Below are 15,312 nucleotides of genomic sequence, written 5' to 3' on the forward strand. Positions count from 1 at the left end.
ACACCATAGAGCAATAACCGGGGTGCTTCAAACGGCTTTCTGTAAGCCGGTCTCAGCGACGGAAACAAAAAAACAGCGACCGTGGTCGCTGCTTTTAGGGAAGGAAGAGAGAAGGGGTTACCAGCGGCGAGATGCCATGCGTCCGCCAAAGCGATCGCCGCTTCTGATGGAGGCCATCAGCCCCTGACGCGGGTCAAAACGATCGGAATAGTTTTTCATTGGCGATAACCTATTTTCTTTGTACTCATGGCAGTGTACAGGCCGCAGATCCGGTCACGCTGAATATAACAGGGAATGTTGTAGCCTCTCCGTGCCAGGTAAGTAGCGACAGCATCAGTAAAGCCATTGATTTAGGGCAGAATATTCAATCTGCGAGTCTGCAAACTGCTAGCGCTACCACATCATGGGTTAACTTTGATATCAACCTTACTGCCTGTCCCGCAGGAACCACCGTCGCTATTATGACCATGCACGGTACCGCAGACAGTAATAATCCCGCAGATATGTACCAAAGTACCGGAACAGCAACCAGTCTCGCCGTGCAATTACAAAGCCAGGCGGGCGATCCGTTAGGTAATAGCAAAACACTGTCTGGCACCATTGCCAGTAATGCCTACACCTACAAATTACGTGCTCGGGCATACACCCAGAATGGCGGCGTCCTGCCAGGCACCATTAATTCTGTTGTAACCGCGACCTTTGTCTATCAGTAATGTCATTACGCCCAATACGTTAAGGCAAACAGGAGAACAGCAATGATTAAAGGTCAATGGCTATATGGAATAATACTGTTATTTCTGCCGTGGCTAGTATTTGCTGACGCCAGTATGTCAATAACCGGCGTCGTGGTTGCCAGTCCCTGCACGGTAGATTCGGACACGGTCAACAAGACGGTTGATTTCGGTACGCTGCAGCGTCGGGATTTGCGCACAGCCGGTGATGCCGGCGCGTGGCAAGATTTCAATTTAGTATTAACCAATTGTCCTACGGGAACCACCACAGTCCAGGCGACGCTCAGCGGTACTGGCGATACCTCTGACTCAACCGCATGGAAAAATAGTGGTTCAAGCGGAAATCTGGCGCTACGGATCACCAACGGCGACCATACGATCGTTTATGCTCCAGGCGCTTCATTGCTGAATAATATTAATACCAGCAGTCGCTCGGCCATATTCCCGATGTCGGCCAGGATCTTCACGCCGCAAGGTAGCGCGACAGTGGGTACGTTCCGTGCCGTCATGAATATCGAGTTTACCTGGCAATAAGACCCGGTTAATTTTTAACATCTCCTTAGGGTGACTTTATGTTTGTTACTTTACCCCCAGATCAAGCCTTATGCGGCATACGTTTTCAGCCCATTTTTTCGCTACGTGAAAAACAAATACAGTCCTGGGAAGTTCTCAGCATATTGCATCCAGAATTGAACCATGAGCACTTCTTTGCCAATCAAAGTGAGGACTTTTATTTGAATGTGTTGTGCTGGCAACTGCAGGCAGTCAACAAAATAAATAATCATAAGCGTTATTATTTTAATGTTCCCGCAAGAATACTTTGTCAACAAGAATGGGTAGGGCACATTGCCCGCTTTTTACGCCGCGGCCTGGTGATAGAAATACAGGATCCACAAGGCTTTATTTCACTGTCGGCAGCAGACAAAAAATCATTCAAAAGAAGTCTGCAGTGCATCAGGGCCACCGGGGCCGAAATTTGGTTTGACGATTTACTGCCTGAATACTTACCTGACGTAATGTCCGATCTGGTACTGTTTGATGGTATAAAAATTGATAAGAGTTTACTCAGTACGTCATCGTACAGCCAAGCCATTTAAAAAAAATTAATTGCAGACTGCCTGACAAAAGTGAAGTCCACGCTGGTAGAGGGCATCGAACACCACCAGCACTTTGCCCTGACTGAAAGCGCCGGATGTCAATTTCTCCAGGGTTTTATGTGGCCTGAGCAACGTTTAAAACTACGTTATACACCGGTGTTAAATGGTTAACATTTTAATAAAAGAGACCGATGTCCTTTTTAGCTACGGCCTGAAATATTTTTTGAAAAGCCTGTTCTCTCAGAATTTTAATGAAGACATCTATTTCATTAATGAATACACGCCTGACAATATCTCGATTGCTGATATTATTATCCTGTCGTTGCGTCCGGGGGAGAGATACACCTGTTTTCCGGAACTACGGTTGCGCAGGAGGGGAGTGATCATCGGGATCGTCAACGAAGCTGAATCCGCGGAACGTTCACCTACTTGTTTCGCCGATATCGTCTATGTCTCGCGACGCTCTTCGCTAGCGGATATGAACACTACAATTTCTTTGCTGTGGCGGGACTGGCTGGCATCGCCGCATTTTATGCAATTCACCGACTGTCTGAGCTGTAAATGCCGACAGATGTCGACAAAACAATTCCAAATTGTCACGCAATACTATGAAGGCAAATCTGTTAACGAAATTGCGATTGATATGGGGCTAAATTACAAAACCGTTTTCCGGCACAAATACCAGGTGATGAATAAATATAACCTGCATAGTGACATTGAGCTATTAACGTTCCTCAATGTGCTTGCACAAAAAACCACCTAAAAAACTAACAACTCTGCTCTCCCAGAGAGAGAGCAGAGCATTCAGGCAATTAATATCCCTCTAATATCATTGACGTTGGTTAACGTTGGCCCCGTGATAATCAGGTCATTCGTTGAGTGAAAGTAGCTATAGCTATCGTGTGCATCCAGATATTCCCTGGCATTGAGACCATAATGGTTGCCTCGTGACAGCGTATCGGGATAAATCATTGCTCCGGCCGCGTCTTCCGTACCATCAATACCGTCACTGTCACCAGCCACAGCCCAGATGTCGGGTTCACCCTGTAAGGAACAGGCGAGGCTAAGCAGAAATTCCGTATTGCGTCCGCCTTTTCCGCCTTTGCCTGCGCCTACAGTAACGGTCGTCTCACCCCCTGAAAGCAAAATGGCAGGCCTTTTAACGGGATGACCATATGCCTTCACTGACTGTGCAATTCCCGCCATCACGATAGCGACCTCACGGCTTTCACCTTCAATAGCATCTCCTAATATCAGTGGCGTAATACCATGCTGCCGGGCTGATTTCGCCGCAGCCTGCAACGCCATTGAAGGCGTGGCAATCATTTTCACCTGACTACGAGGAAAGGAAGGTTGCTCGCAAGAACGCAACAGAACCTTCCGCACCGCTTCGCTAACAGAGATACGATACCGTTCGAGCACGTTGAGAGCATCGGCGGGAGTACTGTTATCCGCAATCGTCGGCCCGGAAGCCACATCGGTGGGGTTATCGCCGGGGACATCACTGATGATCAATGACACCAGGCGTGCAGGTTGGGCAAGTAATGCGAGCTTACCGCCTTTGACTGCCGAAAGATGACGCCTGACTAAATTCATCTCTTTGATATTGGCGCCGCTATGCAACAAAGCACGGGTAATTTCCTGCTTGTCAGCAAGGGTAAGACCCGGCACAGGTAAAGCCATCAGCGCTGAGCCGCCCCCTGAAATCAGAGCGATGACCAGATCGTCGGCGGACAAATCTGAAATAGCCTGAACTATCAGCATGGCCGCCGTTTGGCTCATCGAATCCGATACCGGGTGCGCCGCTTCCAGAATGCGGATCCTACCGGCGGGTACGGTGTGGCCGTAACGCGTTACGACTACGCCGCTAACCTCCACATCCGGCCAGGCTGCATCCACTGCCGCGGCCATGGCAGCAGATGCTTTACCTGCACCGATGACCACACATCGACCTTTGGGTTTTTCTGGCAGAGAGGGCGAAATGACTGGCCCTGGACGGGCACTATCAATGGCCTGTTGAAAAATATCCCGCAGGATCTCTGCAGCCTGTTCATTTTTCATGATTACGCGGTCTCAGATAGGTGTACTTTAGCTTCAATAAAATGCACCAAAGCGTGTGTAACATCAGCGGTATTGGCAGTTCCACCGACATCGGGCGTCAGAATGCCGTTCTCGCATACGTACTCGATGCCTTCCATGATAAGCGCTGCTGAATCACGTTCGCCCAGGTGCTCAAGCATCTGCACTGCTGTCCAGAACGTCGCTATCGGATTCGCAATACCTTTTCCTGTGATATCAAATGCTGAACCATGTATCGGTTCGAACATCGATGGGAAACGGCGCTCGGGATCGATATTGGCGGTCGGTGCGACACCTAAACTGCCCGCCAGCGCGCCGGCAAGGTCAGACAGGATATCGGCATGTAAGTTGGTTGCGACGATGGTATCCAGCGTGCCGGGATGCAGAGTCATGCGGTGCGTCATGGCATCAACCAGCATTTTATCCCACTGTACATCCGGGAACTCCTGAGCCACTTCAGCCGCGATCTCATCCCACATCACCATACCGTGACGCTGGGCGTTAGATTTCGTCACTACGGTAAGGAGCTTACGTGGACGAGACTGCGCCAATTTGAATGCATAGCGCATAATTCGCGTGACGCCGACACGTGTGAAAATCGCCACCTCGGTACCGACTTCTTCCGGTAAACCACGGTGTGCCCGGCCGCCATTACCGGAATATTCGCCTTCAGAGTTTTCACGCACGATAACCCAATCAAGATCGCCAGGGCCGCGGTTGCGCAGGGGCGAAGTAACGCCCGGCAAAATTTTAGTCGGGCGCACGTTGGCGTACTGATCGAAGCCCTGACAAATAGGGAGTCGCAGCCCCCACAGCGTGATGTGGTCAGGCACATCTGGTGCACCTACAGCACCAAAGTAAATCGCATCGAATTTTTTCAGCGTACTTAATCCATCTTCCGGCATCATCACGCCATGTTTTTTGTAATAGTCAGAGCCCCAGTCAAAGGTCTGGATATCAAACTTCAGCTGCGGATCGTGCCGGGTAAGCGCATGCAGTACTTCAACACCGGCTGAGATGACTTCCGGGCCGATACCGTCAGCAGGAATGGCCGCAATTTTGTAGTTACGCATAGGTATTTCTCCGATCAATGGCTATGGGTATGAGGATGGGGAATATCTACCATTTGCGGTTTATTCCCCTTAATAGAAAGAATCAGAACAATCATGGCTGAGAGCGTCAGCAGCCCGGCAACAAAGTACAGTCCCCAGGTATAGCTGTCGGTTTGCTGGCGAATGACACCAATCATCATTGGGCCAACAAACCCGCCGAGATTACCGATGGAGTTAATGGTGGCTATCCCTGCAGCCGCCGCAGGACCGCTAAGGAATACCGTTGGCATGCTCCATAACGGTGGTTTGGATGCACTAATCCCAACGGTGACGAGCGTCAGTGCGACGATCACGGTGAACAGGGAGCCCGCGCTGCCAGCGTAAATAAGTCCTGCTGCCGCCAGTAAGCAGGCACCAATCACATGCCAACTGCGTTCTTTCGTGCGATCTGAGTGGCGAGCCCACAGAATCATGCCAATGACGCCGAATATTGCCGGGAAAGCGTTGAGGAAGCCGATCTCCAATGACGAAGCACCGAAGCTTTTAATGATCTGAGGTGACCAGATCCCCAGCGTGTATAACCCTGCAGAGGTGCCGAAATAGACCAGCGCCAACGCCAGTACTCGCATATCGGCCAGGCCACGCCATGCGCTGGTATGGCTTCGTTTTGCCGCCGTAGCCATCTGTTCCGCCTGCATGGTGTTTTCTAACCACTCGCGCTCTTCATCCGTCAGCCATTTGGCTTTAGCCGGGCGGTCAGTCAGGAAGAAAAGTACGACGACACCGAGCACGACAGCGGGAATCGCTTCAAGGATAAACATCCATTGCCAGCCCGCATAACCGAGCAGACCATGCATCTCCAGCAAGGCAGCAGAAATAGGGGACCCTAATGCAGTAGACAGTGGCGCGGCGGCCATAAATATCGCGGTCACTTGAGCGCGTTTTGCAGCAGGGAACCAATAGCTGAGATAAAGGATGATGCCAGGGAAGAAACCAGCTTCAGCCACGCCGAGCAGGAAACGCAGCGTGTAGAAGCTGGTTGTGCCTTGCACGAATGCCATACATCCAGAGACTAATCCCCAGGTGATCATCACTCGGGCAATCCAGATACGAGCACCGACTTTATGCAGTATTAAATTCGATGGTACTTCGAAGAGAAAATAACCAAGAAAGAAGATACCTGCCCCAAAACCAAATATTGTTGGCGAGAATCCCAAATCCTGATTCATCGTTAGTGCGGCAAAACCAATATTGACTCTGTCGAGAAAGGCGATGAAGTACAGCAGCATGATAAAGGGAATAATGCGCAGCGTTATTTTACGCATTACCCTTTTTTCGAGTTGAGAGTTCATATTAACCTGCTCCAGATTGTGTAGGGTTGTGTTGGTTTTTTGTTATCAACTCCAGTATGCAGTTTTAGCTTGTCAGATCAGCCGAAGTAGATTATATAAACTATATGAATAATGCTTTTTCGAGATAAAAATGGATATAAATCAACTACGTTGCTTTGTGATTGTGGGTAAAGAACTCCATTTTGGTCGGGCGGCCCAAAGAATGGAAATGATGCCTGCGTCACTTTCTCGCTTCATTCGCCTGCTCGAAGAAGACCTCGGCGTGCGGTTGTTAAATCGCTCAACACGTAACGTTTCGTTAACCTCAGAAGGGGCTTTATTTATCGATGAGGCCTGTAAAGTTATCGACCAATTTGATGCGCTGGCGATGAGTTTTAAAAAAAGAGTGAAAGACGAGCGACGTACATTTCGTATTGGTGCGATTGATAGCGCAGCACACGGATTAGTTCCGGCGTTACTCAACCGTTTTTTGCCAAAACACCCAACCAGCGACATTCATATCATCGAAGATAAGACCATCAACCTGTTGCCAAAATTAAAATCAGGCTGGCTGGATATCATTTTAATTCGTGCGCCGCAAATTATAGATGCGTCGATTGATATCAAGTTTATTACTCAGGAAAGCTGTGTTCTGGCGGTGCCGCTGAATCATTCATTAGTCGATAGATCAGCAGTGACAATCGAAGACTTTAAACATGAACCGATCATTATTCCCGATCGTCGGACCCGGCCGCATAGCCATGATCTGACCATGAGTTTGTATAAACATGCGGGCCTGACACCGCATATTGCTCAGTTTGCTGAAGAAAAACAGACTATATTGAGCCTGGTTGCGGCAGGTTTAGGTCTGGCGGTGGTGCCTTCATCCTATAACACGATGAACAGAGAAAATATTAAATACATACCGTTAGCACTTCCAGAAACAATCAAAGGCTTACCTCTCAGCATTGCCTGGCAGAAAGGCAATGAAGACGCTTATTTGCATGAAATACTGTCTGTGTTAAATGATTACAAGCACGAGCTTACCGAAAAACTTTAAACGGACGCGATCCTCTCTTTTGCGCGGATTGCTGACCAGCAGCGGGGGATGGCCCATTTTAAGCCTGCCGCCGATGTTCCAGTGGCGAACAACCGTAAACGCGTTTGAATGCCGTACTGAAGGCGCTCTCCGAACCATAACCCAACGAAAAACTAATCTGACCGACCGGCGTCTGGGAGGATCTGAGCGCTTTGCTGGCCAGACGCATTCGCCAGGCCTATCATTCCAATATTGCAGATCTCGAGTGGGTCATTAATACCTATTCTCTCTTGTTTGCCGCGCTTCTATTGAGTTCAGGTAGACTGGGAGAACGTTACGGTGTCAGAAAAATATTCATAACGGGGGTAGCGATTTTTATTACCGCCTCTGTTGGCTGCGCACTGGCGCCCAGTCTGCTAATGCTCAATATTTTTAGGGGAATACAAGGCATTGGCGCGGCGCTGCTGGTTCCCGGTTCTCTGACGCTAATAAAACTCTATTTTTCCGATCCCGCCACTCGTACCTACGCCGTAGGTATGTGGGCAGCTTCCGGTGGTTTCTCTCTGGCTGCCGGACCGATACTTGGCGGCACGCTGATAAAATTAATGGGTTGGAAAAGTATTTTTCTTATCAATGTTCCGGTAGGGATCATCTGCATAATTATTACCCTAAGGTTTGCCCCAAAAAGTACACCAGCTAAGCAAAAATTTAATTTTGGCGGTCAATTTCTGGTGGCGCTGACGCTTGGCCTAATGACGTTTGCCCTTACTGAGGCCGGGCGATACGGGTTGATGAGTACCGTCACTCTTTTACCATTAGCTGCCGGTCTGATAGCACTCTGGTTATTCGTTGCATCAGAAAGAAGGGCGGCAATACCGGTCCTGGCACCTGCCGTTATTAAAAACCGCACCATCACTAATGCGTTATTAATCGGTTTTATCTGTAATTTAGTGTTTTACGGCGCTGTTTTTATTTTAAGCATTTTCTTTCAAGGCGAAATGAAACTGGATGCCTTTCAGACTGGCTTCGCTTTCCTGCCAATGATGCTGTTTACGGCATTGGTCAACTTCAGTTGCGGTTGGCTATCGCGTTTTTTCAACATCAGAACGCTGGTTGTCACAGGTGCTGCGATGAGTTTCGTCGGGTTCAGCCTCTTATTATTGCTCAATGACAGCTGGACTCTGTGGCAGCTTTTCATTCCAACTATGTTATTGGGTGGGGGCACCTGTCTGGGCACGCCAGTCATGGCAACGCTAATTTTGTCTGAGGCCAGAGATGCTGATGCCGGGTCTGCCTCTGCGCTTTTTGCATGCGCCCGGCAGGTCGGAGGCGTTACGGGAGTGGCACTGTTTGGTTTGATGATCAATATCGTCGGGACTGGCGATCTGATCGCGGGTTTGAAAGTGGTCGCCGGGGCAGCCATGCTGCTGGTTATGCTCTGGATGTACATCGGGAGTATGCGCCTGCTCAAACACAAAGCCCGTAATCAGGCTCAGTAGAACCTCAGCGATGAAAGTGTTCACATCCAGAATGAATCGGTTCATTAATGAATTTTTTGCACTAATGCATTCGCAATTCACAGACTAATCGTAGTCGGATTTTTATCTTAAAATGAAGGCTCTTACAGGGTGGAGGTACTCACAGTGGAATTTTCAGTATTAAGCAATAACAGTAAAATGCCGATGGCAGGTTTTGGTGTTTTTCAGGTCACCAACAAAGACGAGTGCAAACAGTCTGTGTTAACTGCCATTCGCGCCGGTTATCGCCTCATTGATACTGCCGCAGTGTATGGCAATGAAGATGCGGTTGGTGACGCAGTTCGTGAGGCGATCGCTGAAGGCTTGTGCACACGTGAAGAGTTATTTATCACCTCAAAGCTATGGGTTCAGGACATGGCTAACTACGATACAGCCAGAAAAGGTATCGCGGCATCGTTAGCAAAATCGGGCCTTGAATACTTTGACCTTTACTTATTGCACCAGGCGATGCGCGACTATTTTAGCGCGTGGCGTGCATTAGAAGATGCTTACGACGAAGGTAAACTTAAGGCCATTGGCGTATCCAATTTTTATGCTCACGTATTAACAAACTTTTGTGAGACCGTCAGAATCAAACCGATGGTGAACCAGGTTGAACTGCATCCTTACTTTGCACAACCCGAGGCGTTGGAAACGATGAAATACTATGGCGTTCAGCCTGAGGCCTGGGCACCTTTAGGCGGCGGAAGACATAACCCGTTTGAAAATAAAATGCTCCAGCATATTGCTGACGCTCATCAAAAATCAATTTCTCAGGTTATATTGCGCTGGAATATCCAACGCGGCGTTACTGTTATCCCAAAATCCACTCATCAGCAGCGCATTGAAGAAAATATCGCCATCTGGGATTTCGCATTGACGGACGGTGAAATGGAACAAATTAGCGCTCTTGATTTAGGCTATGTTGGTGAATCGGTAAAACACTTTAACCCTGAGTTTGTTCGTGGTTGCCTTGGCGTAAAAATTCACGATTGATTTAAATTAGACCACGCCAAACAGGAGTTCAAAAATGAAACCCGAAGAGAATACGCATAGCGTTGTTGCTGAAGTCGCGCCCGCGATGGCTGCGTATGCTGAACGATTTATTCAAAAGGATCTCTGGAATCGTCCGGAATTATCCCGTCGTGACCGCAGCTTAGTGACGGTTGCGGCGCTTATCAGCCGTCACGACACGGCTGAACTTCCCCATTATCTCAGCGTTGCGCTGGACAGTGGCGTGAAGCCAGCGGAAATCGCGGAGACGATCACCCACTTAGCCTTTTACGCCGGCTGGCCAAATGCCACTGCTGCGGCGCTGGTTGCACATAACATTTTTGTGCAACGCCATATTGATATGGCGTCATTGCCGGGTGAGACAGTGGACTTTCTCCCTCTGGATGAAGAGACGGAGAACAAACGTGCCACCCTGGTCGAGTCAAACTTTGGTAAGGTTTCGCCGGGCGTGGTGAAGTACACAACGCAGGCGCTGTTCCTCGACCTGTGGTTGCGGCCAGGCCTGGCACCGCGCGACAGAAGTCTGATAACCGTAAGCGCACTGGTGACTGCCGGACAGGTGGCCCAGGTGCCTTATCATCTGAACCGGGCAATGGATAATGGCCTGACCGAAACTCAGTCCTCAGAGATATTGACTCAGTTAGCCTTTGTTTCGGGTTGGCCAAATATCTTCTCGGCGCTACCGGTATTTAAAGAGGTGTTCGCAGGCAGAAATCCGGACTAGCCGGTAATGTGCATCAGAGGCCTGGTTGGTTTCACGACCAGGCCTCTGATGGGCCGTTAATCGAGCTTTTTATCGTGAATGAACTGGCTGACTAAATCAGCAATCTGCACATTATTGAGGTCAGAGAACGGGAAGTGGGTATTCCCTTTGATGCCGATCTCAGGTAGATGCGTCACCGTCACATCCCCGCCATGCTTGTTCACCACGTCACGCCACTCGCGAGCCATTGCCAGACGTACGCGCCAGCTGTCCTGCGCGGGCATGGCGACAGGCTTATCCGGTATGTTATCGCCGTAAATAATCAGAATCGGGATTTTAGTCAGCGCCATAAACTGTTCCATCGGCACTGGCTCACCCTTCAGCGTATCGAACGCGCTGGGCATCGGGGCAGGGAGTTCTTTCTCCGGGAAGACAAAGCTGCTGCCTGGCTCGAAGGCGACAATGGCTTTAACCTTGTCGTTTTTCATCGCCGTGTACCAGCCTGGTCCGCCGCCTTGCGAGTGGGTGAAGAGGATCGCCGGGCCGGATTTATCCACGACGGCGGACATCGCATCCGAGATAACATTGATGTCAAACGGCCCGGTATTCGGGGTCATCTGCCGGAAATACTGATTCAACGCTTCTTTGTCGTGAGAGAACTGGACGCCTTTAAAATAGTCTGGCCACACGCCAACACGGAACTGATTAAACCACAGCTGCTCATCCGGTTTTGGCGTTACCGTCCCTTCTACGGTTGTGCGCCCGGCGCTGCCCCGACGTGGCTGATCGACAAGATAAGTTGAGAACCCGCGACGCAGGAATATATTCTGGAACCCTTCGCGGCCATCCGGGGTGCTTTCCCAGGTACGGGAGAACTGACCGGCGCCGTGCAGCATGACGATAGGGTATTTATGCGGATTTTCCGGGATTTGGTAGAACACCGACGCATGATCGCCATGATAAGTTTGACCGGCAGCGTCCAGCGGCTTTTTCGCGTCAAATGTGCCAGGTGCTGTAATAATAGTGCCGCCAGCAGCAAAGCTCCCTTGTTCCTGAATGACCAGCGGCTCGGCATAGACCGACTGCGCCACCAGGCCGCCTGCCATCACGCCGATGGCCAGCATTTTTACTATTGTCTTCAAAATGACATCCTCTGTTATGTTTGCTGTTCAATCATATCTGAGTTAGCGGGGTTAATTATTTAGCACCCTTGATTGCCCTTATTGGGCTGGCTCATCAATACGTACAATTAGCCGCGTATTGCCTCTAACCAACTGGTGACCGTTTCTGTGGTTCGGCGCTCCTGATCGCATTCAATGACCAGCGGTTTTTCCCGGCGGGCAGAGGGGGCCAGACCGGCAAGGATGTTGTCGCTGTCGCCTTTACCGTAGCCGCCGTGGGTAATAAAGGGGATCAGCAGTTTGCCCGCAAGGTTATGGCTGCTAAGAAACGATTGCACGACGGGAGGCACGCTGGTTCCCCAGATGGGGAAGCCCAGATACACGGTTTCATAGCGTGAGATGTCGGCAACACTATTTTTTAATGGTGGTTTGACTCCCCGTTGGCGCTCATTTTTCGCCTGTTCAACGGTCTGAAAATAGTCTTCCGGATAAGCGGTGGCCGGTTCGATTTCAAACAGATCGGTATTCAGGCTGCGGTGAATGACGCCCGCAATCACCCGTGTGTTGCCGCTGCGGGAAAAGTACGCCACCAGAATTCGGCTTGTGCCGCGCACGTTTGCGTTTCCCGTCGCAGCGGATGCCAGGGAGACGTTTGCCAGCGTCAGCCCGGCAAGTGCGGTAATCAGCATTCTACGGGTGGGATCATGCGCCATAATTAACCCTCTTTATTTGCTCGCGAGCGCTTGTTGCAGCGCCTTTTCAGCTCGTATTGCCGCATCTTCTTCGCCATGTTCACGCAGCACCTGTGCCAGCTGACGCAGCTGGGCTGCCGTCAGACCGACCCGCATACTTGCTCGCGTGTGCGATAGCAGCTGTGCTTCAACGCCTGGTGTGGCCGCTAATGCGCCAACCGTTGCTAGTTCGCGGCTTTGCCAGTCGAGGTTATCGCGGGCAAAAATGTCGCCGAACAGATGCGTTTGCAGAAATTGATTAATGACCGGCGCAAAATCAAACAGAGGGCCGCGGACGGGAGCGCCTGAGATGGTGGTCTGGTTCGCGGTACCGACACGACGCAGCTCATCTCCGACGGGGACGGGGGCGACCGGTTCTTTACCCACGACGTCTTCAATGCCCCGTTGTTGACGTGCTTCGACGACCTTCATCAGTTCACTCAGGGCATTCAGGCTACGGGGGAAGCCCGTATAAGCGTAGAGCTGGACCAGAATTTCTTTGCTTTCGTTGATGGTGAGACCGGCATCAAGCCCCTGATTCAGGGCAGCATTTAATTTATCCATCTGACTGCTGGCCATCGATGCGGCAATCAAAGGGATAGCCTGCTGACGAGCGGTCAGCGTATCTGAAACCGTTTGTGCCTGGTTCATTTCTGCGGTTCCTGTATTAACTGGCGCAGCATTTGCCGTGAGAGCGAAACTAAAGGTTAGCAGTGCTGCTGCCGTTAAGGTCTTAATGGGCGTGGTATTGTTCATCTGTCACTTTCTCCATCCAGTCAACGCTTTTACCCTCTACAACCCCGGTTATCGCCAGGTGTGTCATGGCACTACCAGGCGCAGCGCCATGCCAGTGTTTGACGCCTGCCGGGCAAGAGACAACGTCGCCAGCCCGGATGATCTGTACCGGTTGGCCTTCCTGCTGGGTGAGCCCGATGCCGGAGGTCACAACCAGTCGCTGACCTGCCGGATGCGTATGCCAGGCGGAGCGGGCACCAGGTTCAAAAGTGACATACGCGCCGGAAACCTGAATCTCGTTATCCGGTATGAACAAGGGATCAACCCGCACGCGACCGGTAAAGTTCTCCGCTGGCCCATTCACTGCGTTCTGGCTTCCGGCGGGCGCGATCTGGACCGCGGAGGGTTGCTCTGCAGCCCAGGATGAAACGGTAAAAAGAGGCAATAACAGCCCGAGGTAACGTAAATGTCTGTTCATTACAAAGCGTCCTTATCTACGATGGTGAGGATGACCTGTAATAATTCTAATAAGGGTGTGATGTCGTCAGGCTGACGCCCCCCTGACAATTCTGTCAGTTAACGGTTATTGCGGTGAGACGGCTTTGTATTTTCTGAAAATAAGACACCAAAGCAAGAATCGGGTAATTATCGAAAATAAAACGACAATGGATGAGTAGCGCAAATAAAAAAGAAGGGCGGATTCATCGTAGTCAAAAAAGGAGAAGTCAACCTTCATCAACAAATAGTCGAGATAGTCCTGATTTAGTAACTATCTTTTTTATTTTCACTGTTTAATTCCTTCAATCAGCAGTGGTTAGTCTTAGCAGTGATTCTGGCGTAGGCAGACTGACATTGACCTGACAACGTTGTCAGGAATACCTAATCATCCCAGTCTGTTTTCTGACAAAAATGTTATTTCACTGTCACGCTGCTGACAGCGCTATATCCCTAACCTGAGTTGGCAAATTTAATTCTGCTGGCATGCATGGCCAGGCTGACAATTAACGGGAGATACAATGAAGTTCAGTCTTTTAAGTGCAATACTGCTCACGGCAATGGCCGGAGTGACGTCAGTCAATGCGGCTGATTACAAGAAAAATCCCTTCACGCTGGTCTATGACGGTGCCATCACTGAGAACGTCAAAGGCAAGGTCAACATCCACCCGGTGAAATACGATCTGCACGGCATCCAGATTGCGGCGAATGTCTATACGCCGGCGAATTACGATCCTGCCAAAAAATACCCTGCCGTGGTGGTCGCACATCCTAATGGCGGTGTAAAAGAGCAGGTCGCGGGTTTATATGCCCAGCGCCTCGCCGAGCAGGGGTACATCACAATTACCGCCGACGCGGCTTATCAGGGCGCAAGCGGGGGAATACCTCGCAGTGTGGATAAACCGGCTAACCGTATTGAGGATGTTCACGGCATGGCTGATTACATTAGCCAGTATCCGGGCGTTGATACTTCCCGCCTCGGTCTGCTGGGTATCTGCGGAGGCGGTGGGTATTCACTGGTGGCCGCCGAGACGGATAAACGATTCAAATCGATTGCTACCATCAGCATGTTTAACTCAGGTCTGGTACGCCGCAATGGTATGCAGGATTCACAGCTGGATACCATCCAGCAGCGGCTTCAGCAGGCTTCTGATGCACGCGCTCAGGAAGCTGCCGGCGGCGAAGTGCTTTATTCAGGCGATGCAAACCTGACAGATGAACAGATCGCCAAATTACCCTTTGCCTTATATCGGCAGGGCTATGAGTACTACTGGAAAACGCACGCACACCCGAATTCAACGTTTAAATACACCACCAGCAGCTTGTTGGATTTGATGAACCTTGATGTGACCGATCATATCAATCTCATCAATAAACCACTGCTGATGATTGCCGGCACAAAGGCGGATACGCTGTATATGACCGAGGATGCGTTCGCGAAAGCGACCGGAACGAAGGACAAAGAGCTGTTCCTGATCGATGGCGCCACCCATATCGAGACCTACTGGGTGCCTAAATACGTTGACCAGGCAGTGCAAAAGTTAGACGTTTTCTTCGATAAGAATATTTAGTTACTCTCCGCTGATACCCTGGCCGTGCAGGCTGGGGTACTTCTTCACGTGATATTGCCGGGATACTCTCTGAGCACATTTCCGGCCTGTCCCATT

The 15,312-nt window shown here is 50.3% G+C and carries 17 protein-coding genes; 9 read left to right on the plus strand and 8 right to left on the minus strand.

The features are described from left to right. The first annotated feature begins 218 nt into the window (after positions 1-218). The 4 genes from EDF82_RS04180 to EDF82_RS04195 all read left to right on the plus strand — a co-directional run bounded on the left by EDF82_RS04180 (position 219) and on the right by EDF82_RS04195 (position 2,591). The gene (locus tag EDF82_RS04180) at positions 219-713 is read left to right on the plus strand and encodes a fimbrial protein (RefSeq protein ID WP_123754341.1); all 495 of its coding nucleotides are present in this window, start codon (positions 219-221) and stop codon (positions 711-713) included. Positions 714-755: 42 nt separating this feature from the next. Further along, positions 756-1,265: a fimbrial protein gene (locus tag EDF82_RS04185; RefSeq protein WP_123754342.1), complete on the plus strand. Its 510-nt coding sequence runs from the start codon at positions 756-758 to the stop codon at positions 1,263-1,265. 38 nt (positions 1,266-1,303) lie between these two features. Further along, the gene (locus EDF82_RS04190; RefSeq protein WP_123754343.1) at positions 1,304-1,828 is read left to right on the plus strand and encodes an EAL domain-containing protein; all 525 of its coding nucleotides are present in this window, start codon (positions 1,304-1,306) and stop codon (positions 1,826-1,828) included. A 163-nt stretch (positions 1,829-1,991) separates the two neighbouring features. Further along, on the plus strand, positions 1,992-2,591 hold the full coding sequence (locus tag EDF82_RS04195) for a helix-turn-helix transcriptional regulator (protein WP_123754344.1): 600 nt from the start codon (positions 1,992-1,994) through the stop codon (positions 2,589-2,591). 41 nt (positions 2,592-2,632) lie between these two features. Here the strand turns inward: EDF82_RS04195 and EDF82_RS04200 are convergent, their stop codons facing one another. Genes EDF82_RS04200 through EDF82_RS04210 form a run of 3 tightly spaced genes read right to left on the minus strand, consistent with a single transcriptional unit; the run spans position 2,633 to position 6,311 of the window. Then, positions 2,633-3,889 carry a glycerate kinase gene (locus tag EDF82_RS04200; RefSeq protein WP_123754345.1) on the minus strand — a complete coding sequence of 419 codons (1,257 nt, stop codon included), beginning with the start codon at positions 3,887-3,889 and terminating at the stop codon, positions 2,633-2,635. 2 nt (positions 3,890-3,891) lie between these two features. Beyond that, positions 3,892-4,980: a tartrate dehydrogenase gene (locus EDF82_RS04205; RefSeq protein WP_123754346.1), complete on the minus strand. Its 1,089-nt coding sequence runs from the start codon at positions 4,978-4,980 to the stop codon at positions 3,892-3,894. A 14-nt stretch (positions 4,981-4,994) separates the two neighbouring features. Next, positions 4,995-6,311, minus strand: a complete 1,317-nt coding sequence (locus tag EDF82_RS04210) for an MFS transporter (RefSeq protein ID WP_123754347.1) — start codon at positions 6,309-6,311, stop codon at positions 4,995-4,997. Positions 6,312-6,441: 130 nt separating this feature from the next. Between EDF82_RS04210 and EDF82_RS04215 the strand changes: the two genes are divergently transcribed. Next, positions 6,442-7,350, plus strand: coding sequence for a LysR family transcriptional regulator (locus EDF82_RS04215; RefSeq protein ID WP_123754348.1), 909 nt, complete (start codon positions 6,442-6,444; stop codon positions 7,348-7,350). Positions 7,351-7,408: 58 nt separating this feature from the next. On the opposite strand, the gene EDF82_RS04220 is transcribed toward EDF82_RS04215, so the two are convergent. After that, on the minus strand, positions 7,409-7,558 hold the full coding sequence (locus EDF82_RS04220) for an AraC family transcriptional regulator (RefSeq protein ID WP_123755475.1): 150 nt from the start codon (positions 7,556-7,558) through the stop codon (positions 7,409-7,411). Here EDF82_RS04220 and EDF82_RS04225 point away from each other — a divergent pair. From EDF82_RS04225 to EDF82_RS04235, 3 genes are all read left to right on the plus strand, one after another. Next, a complete protein-coding gene (locus EDF82_RS04225; RefSeq protein ID WP_158613263.1) occupies positions 7,542-8,828 on the plus strand; it encodes an MFS transporter in 1,287 nt (428 codons plus the stop codon). The genes EDF82_RS04220 and EDF82_RS04225 overlap by 17 nt on opposite strands. A 144-nt stretch (positions 8,829-8,972) precedes the next feature. Next, entirely contained in the window at positions 8,973-9,842 is an 870-nt protein-coding gene (locus tag EDF82_RS04230; protein ID WP_123754350.1) for an aldo/keto reductase, read from the plus strand. Positions 9,843-9,876: 34 nt separating this feature from the next. Further along, entirely contained in the window at positions 9,877-10,584 is a 708-nt protein-coding gene (locus EDF82_RS04235) for a carboxymuconolactone decarboxylase family protein (RefSeq protein ID WP_123754351.1), read from the plus strand. A gap of 56 nt (positions 10,585-10,640) precedes the next feature. Here EDF82_RS04235 and EDF82_RS04240 read toward each other — a convergent pair whose 3' ends face one another. The 4 genes from EDF82_RS04240 to EDF82_RS04255 all read right to left on the minus strand — a co-directional run bounded on the left by EDF82_RS04240 (position 10,641) and on the right by EDF82_RS04255 (position 13,628). Beyond that, a complete protein-coding gene (locus EDF82_RS04240) occupies positions 10,641-11,705 on the minus strand; it encodes an alpha/beta fold hydrolase (protein ID WP_123754352.1) in 1,065 nt (354 codons plus the stop codon). 107 nt (positions 11,706-11,812) lie between these two features. Next, on the minus strand, positions 11,813-12,397 hold the full coding sequence (locus EDF82_RS04245; protein ID WP_123754353.1) for a flavodoxin: 585 nt from the start codon (positions 12,395-12,397) through the stop codon (positions 11,813-11,815). Positions 12,398-12,409: 12 nt separating this feature from the next. Beyond that, positions 12,410-13,171, minus strand: a complete 762-nt coding sequence (locus EDF82_RS04250; protein WP_123754354.1) for a carboxymuconolactone decarboxylase family protein — start codon at positions 13,169-13,171, stop codon at positions 12,410-12,412. Next, on the minus strand, positions 13,149-13,628 hold the full coding sequence (locus EDF82_RS04255) for a cupin domain-containing protein (RefSeq protein ID WP_123754355.1): 480 nt from the start codon (positions 13,626-13,628) through the stop codon (positions 13,149-13,151). Before EDF82_RS04255 ends, EDF82_RS04250 begins: the two co-directional genes overlap by 23 nt. A 538-nt stretch (positions 13,629-14,166) precedes the next feature. On the opposite strand from EDF82_RS04255, the gene EDF82_RS04265 reads away from it, so the two are divergent. Further along, entirely contained in the window at positions 14,167-15,216 is a 1,050-nt protein-coding gene (locus EDF82_RS04265; RefSeq protein WP_123754356.1) for an alpha/beta hydrolase, read from the plus strand. Positions 15,217-15,312 lie beyond the last annotated feature (96 nt).

Source organism: Klebsiella sp. BIGb0399 (assembly GCF_003752615.1).
GTDB classification, from domain to species: domain Bacteria; phylum Pseudomonadota; class Gammaproteobacteria; order Enterobacterales; family Enterobacteriaceae; genus Klebsiella; species Klebsiella lignicola.

Coding starts and splice junctions, on each gene's coding strand:
- EDF82_RS04185 (WP_123754342.1), top strand. CDS start 756: ATGATTAAAGGTCAATGGCTATATGGAATAATACTGTTATTTCTGCCG.
- EDF82_RS04190 (WP_123754343.1), top strand. CDS start 1,304: ATGTTTGTTACTTTACCCCCAGATCAAGCCTTATGCGGCATACGTTTT.
- EDF82_RS04195 (WP_123754344.1), top strand. CDS start 1,992: ATGGTTAACATTTTAATAAAAGAGACCGATGTCCTTTTTAGCTACGGC.
- EDF82_RS04200 (WP_123754345.1), bottom strand. CDS start 3,889: ATGAAAAATGAACAGGCTGCAGAGATCCTGCGGGATATTTTTCAACAG.
- EDF82_RS04205 (WP_123754346.1), bottom strand. CDS start 4,980: ATGCGTAACTACAAAATTGCGGCCATTCCTGCTGACGGTATCGGCCCG.
- EDF82_RS04210 (WP_123754347.1), bottom strand. CDS start 6,311: ATGAACTCTCAACTCGAAAAAAGGGTAATGCGTAAAATAACGCTGCGC.
- EDF82_RS04215 (WP_123754348.1), top strand. CDS start 6,442: ATGGATATAAATCAACTACGTTGCTTTGTGATTGTGGGTAAAGAACTC.
- EDF82_RS04220 (WP_123755475.1), bottom strand. CDS start 7,558: ATGCGTCTGGCCAGCAAAGCGCTCAGATCCTCCCAGACGCCGGTCGGT.
- EDF82_RS04235 (WP_123754351.1), top strand. CDS start 9,877: ATGAAACCCGAAGAGAATACGCATAGCGTTGTTGCTGAAGTCGCGCCC.
- EDF82_RS04245 (WP_123754353.1), bottom strand. CDS start 12,397: ATGGCGCATGATCCCACCCGTAGAATGCTGATTACCGCACTTGCCGGG.
- EDF82_RS04250 (WP_123754354.1), bottom strand. CDS start 13,171: ATGAACAATACCACGCCCATTAAGACCTTAACGGCAGCAGCACTGCTA.
- EDF82_RS04255 (WP_123754355.1), bottom strand. CDS start 13,628: ATGAACAGACATTTACGTTACCTCGGGCTGTTATTGCCTCTTTTTACC.
- EDF82_RS04265 (WP_123754356.1), top strand. CDS start 14,167: ATGAAGTTCAGTCTTTTAAGTGCAATACTGCTCACGGCAATGGCCGGA.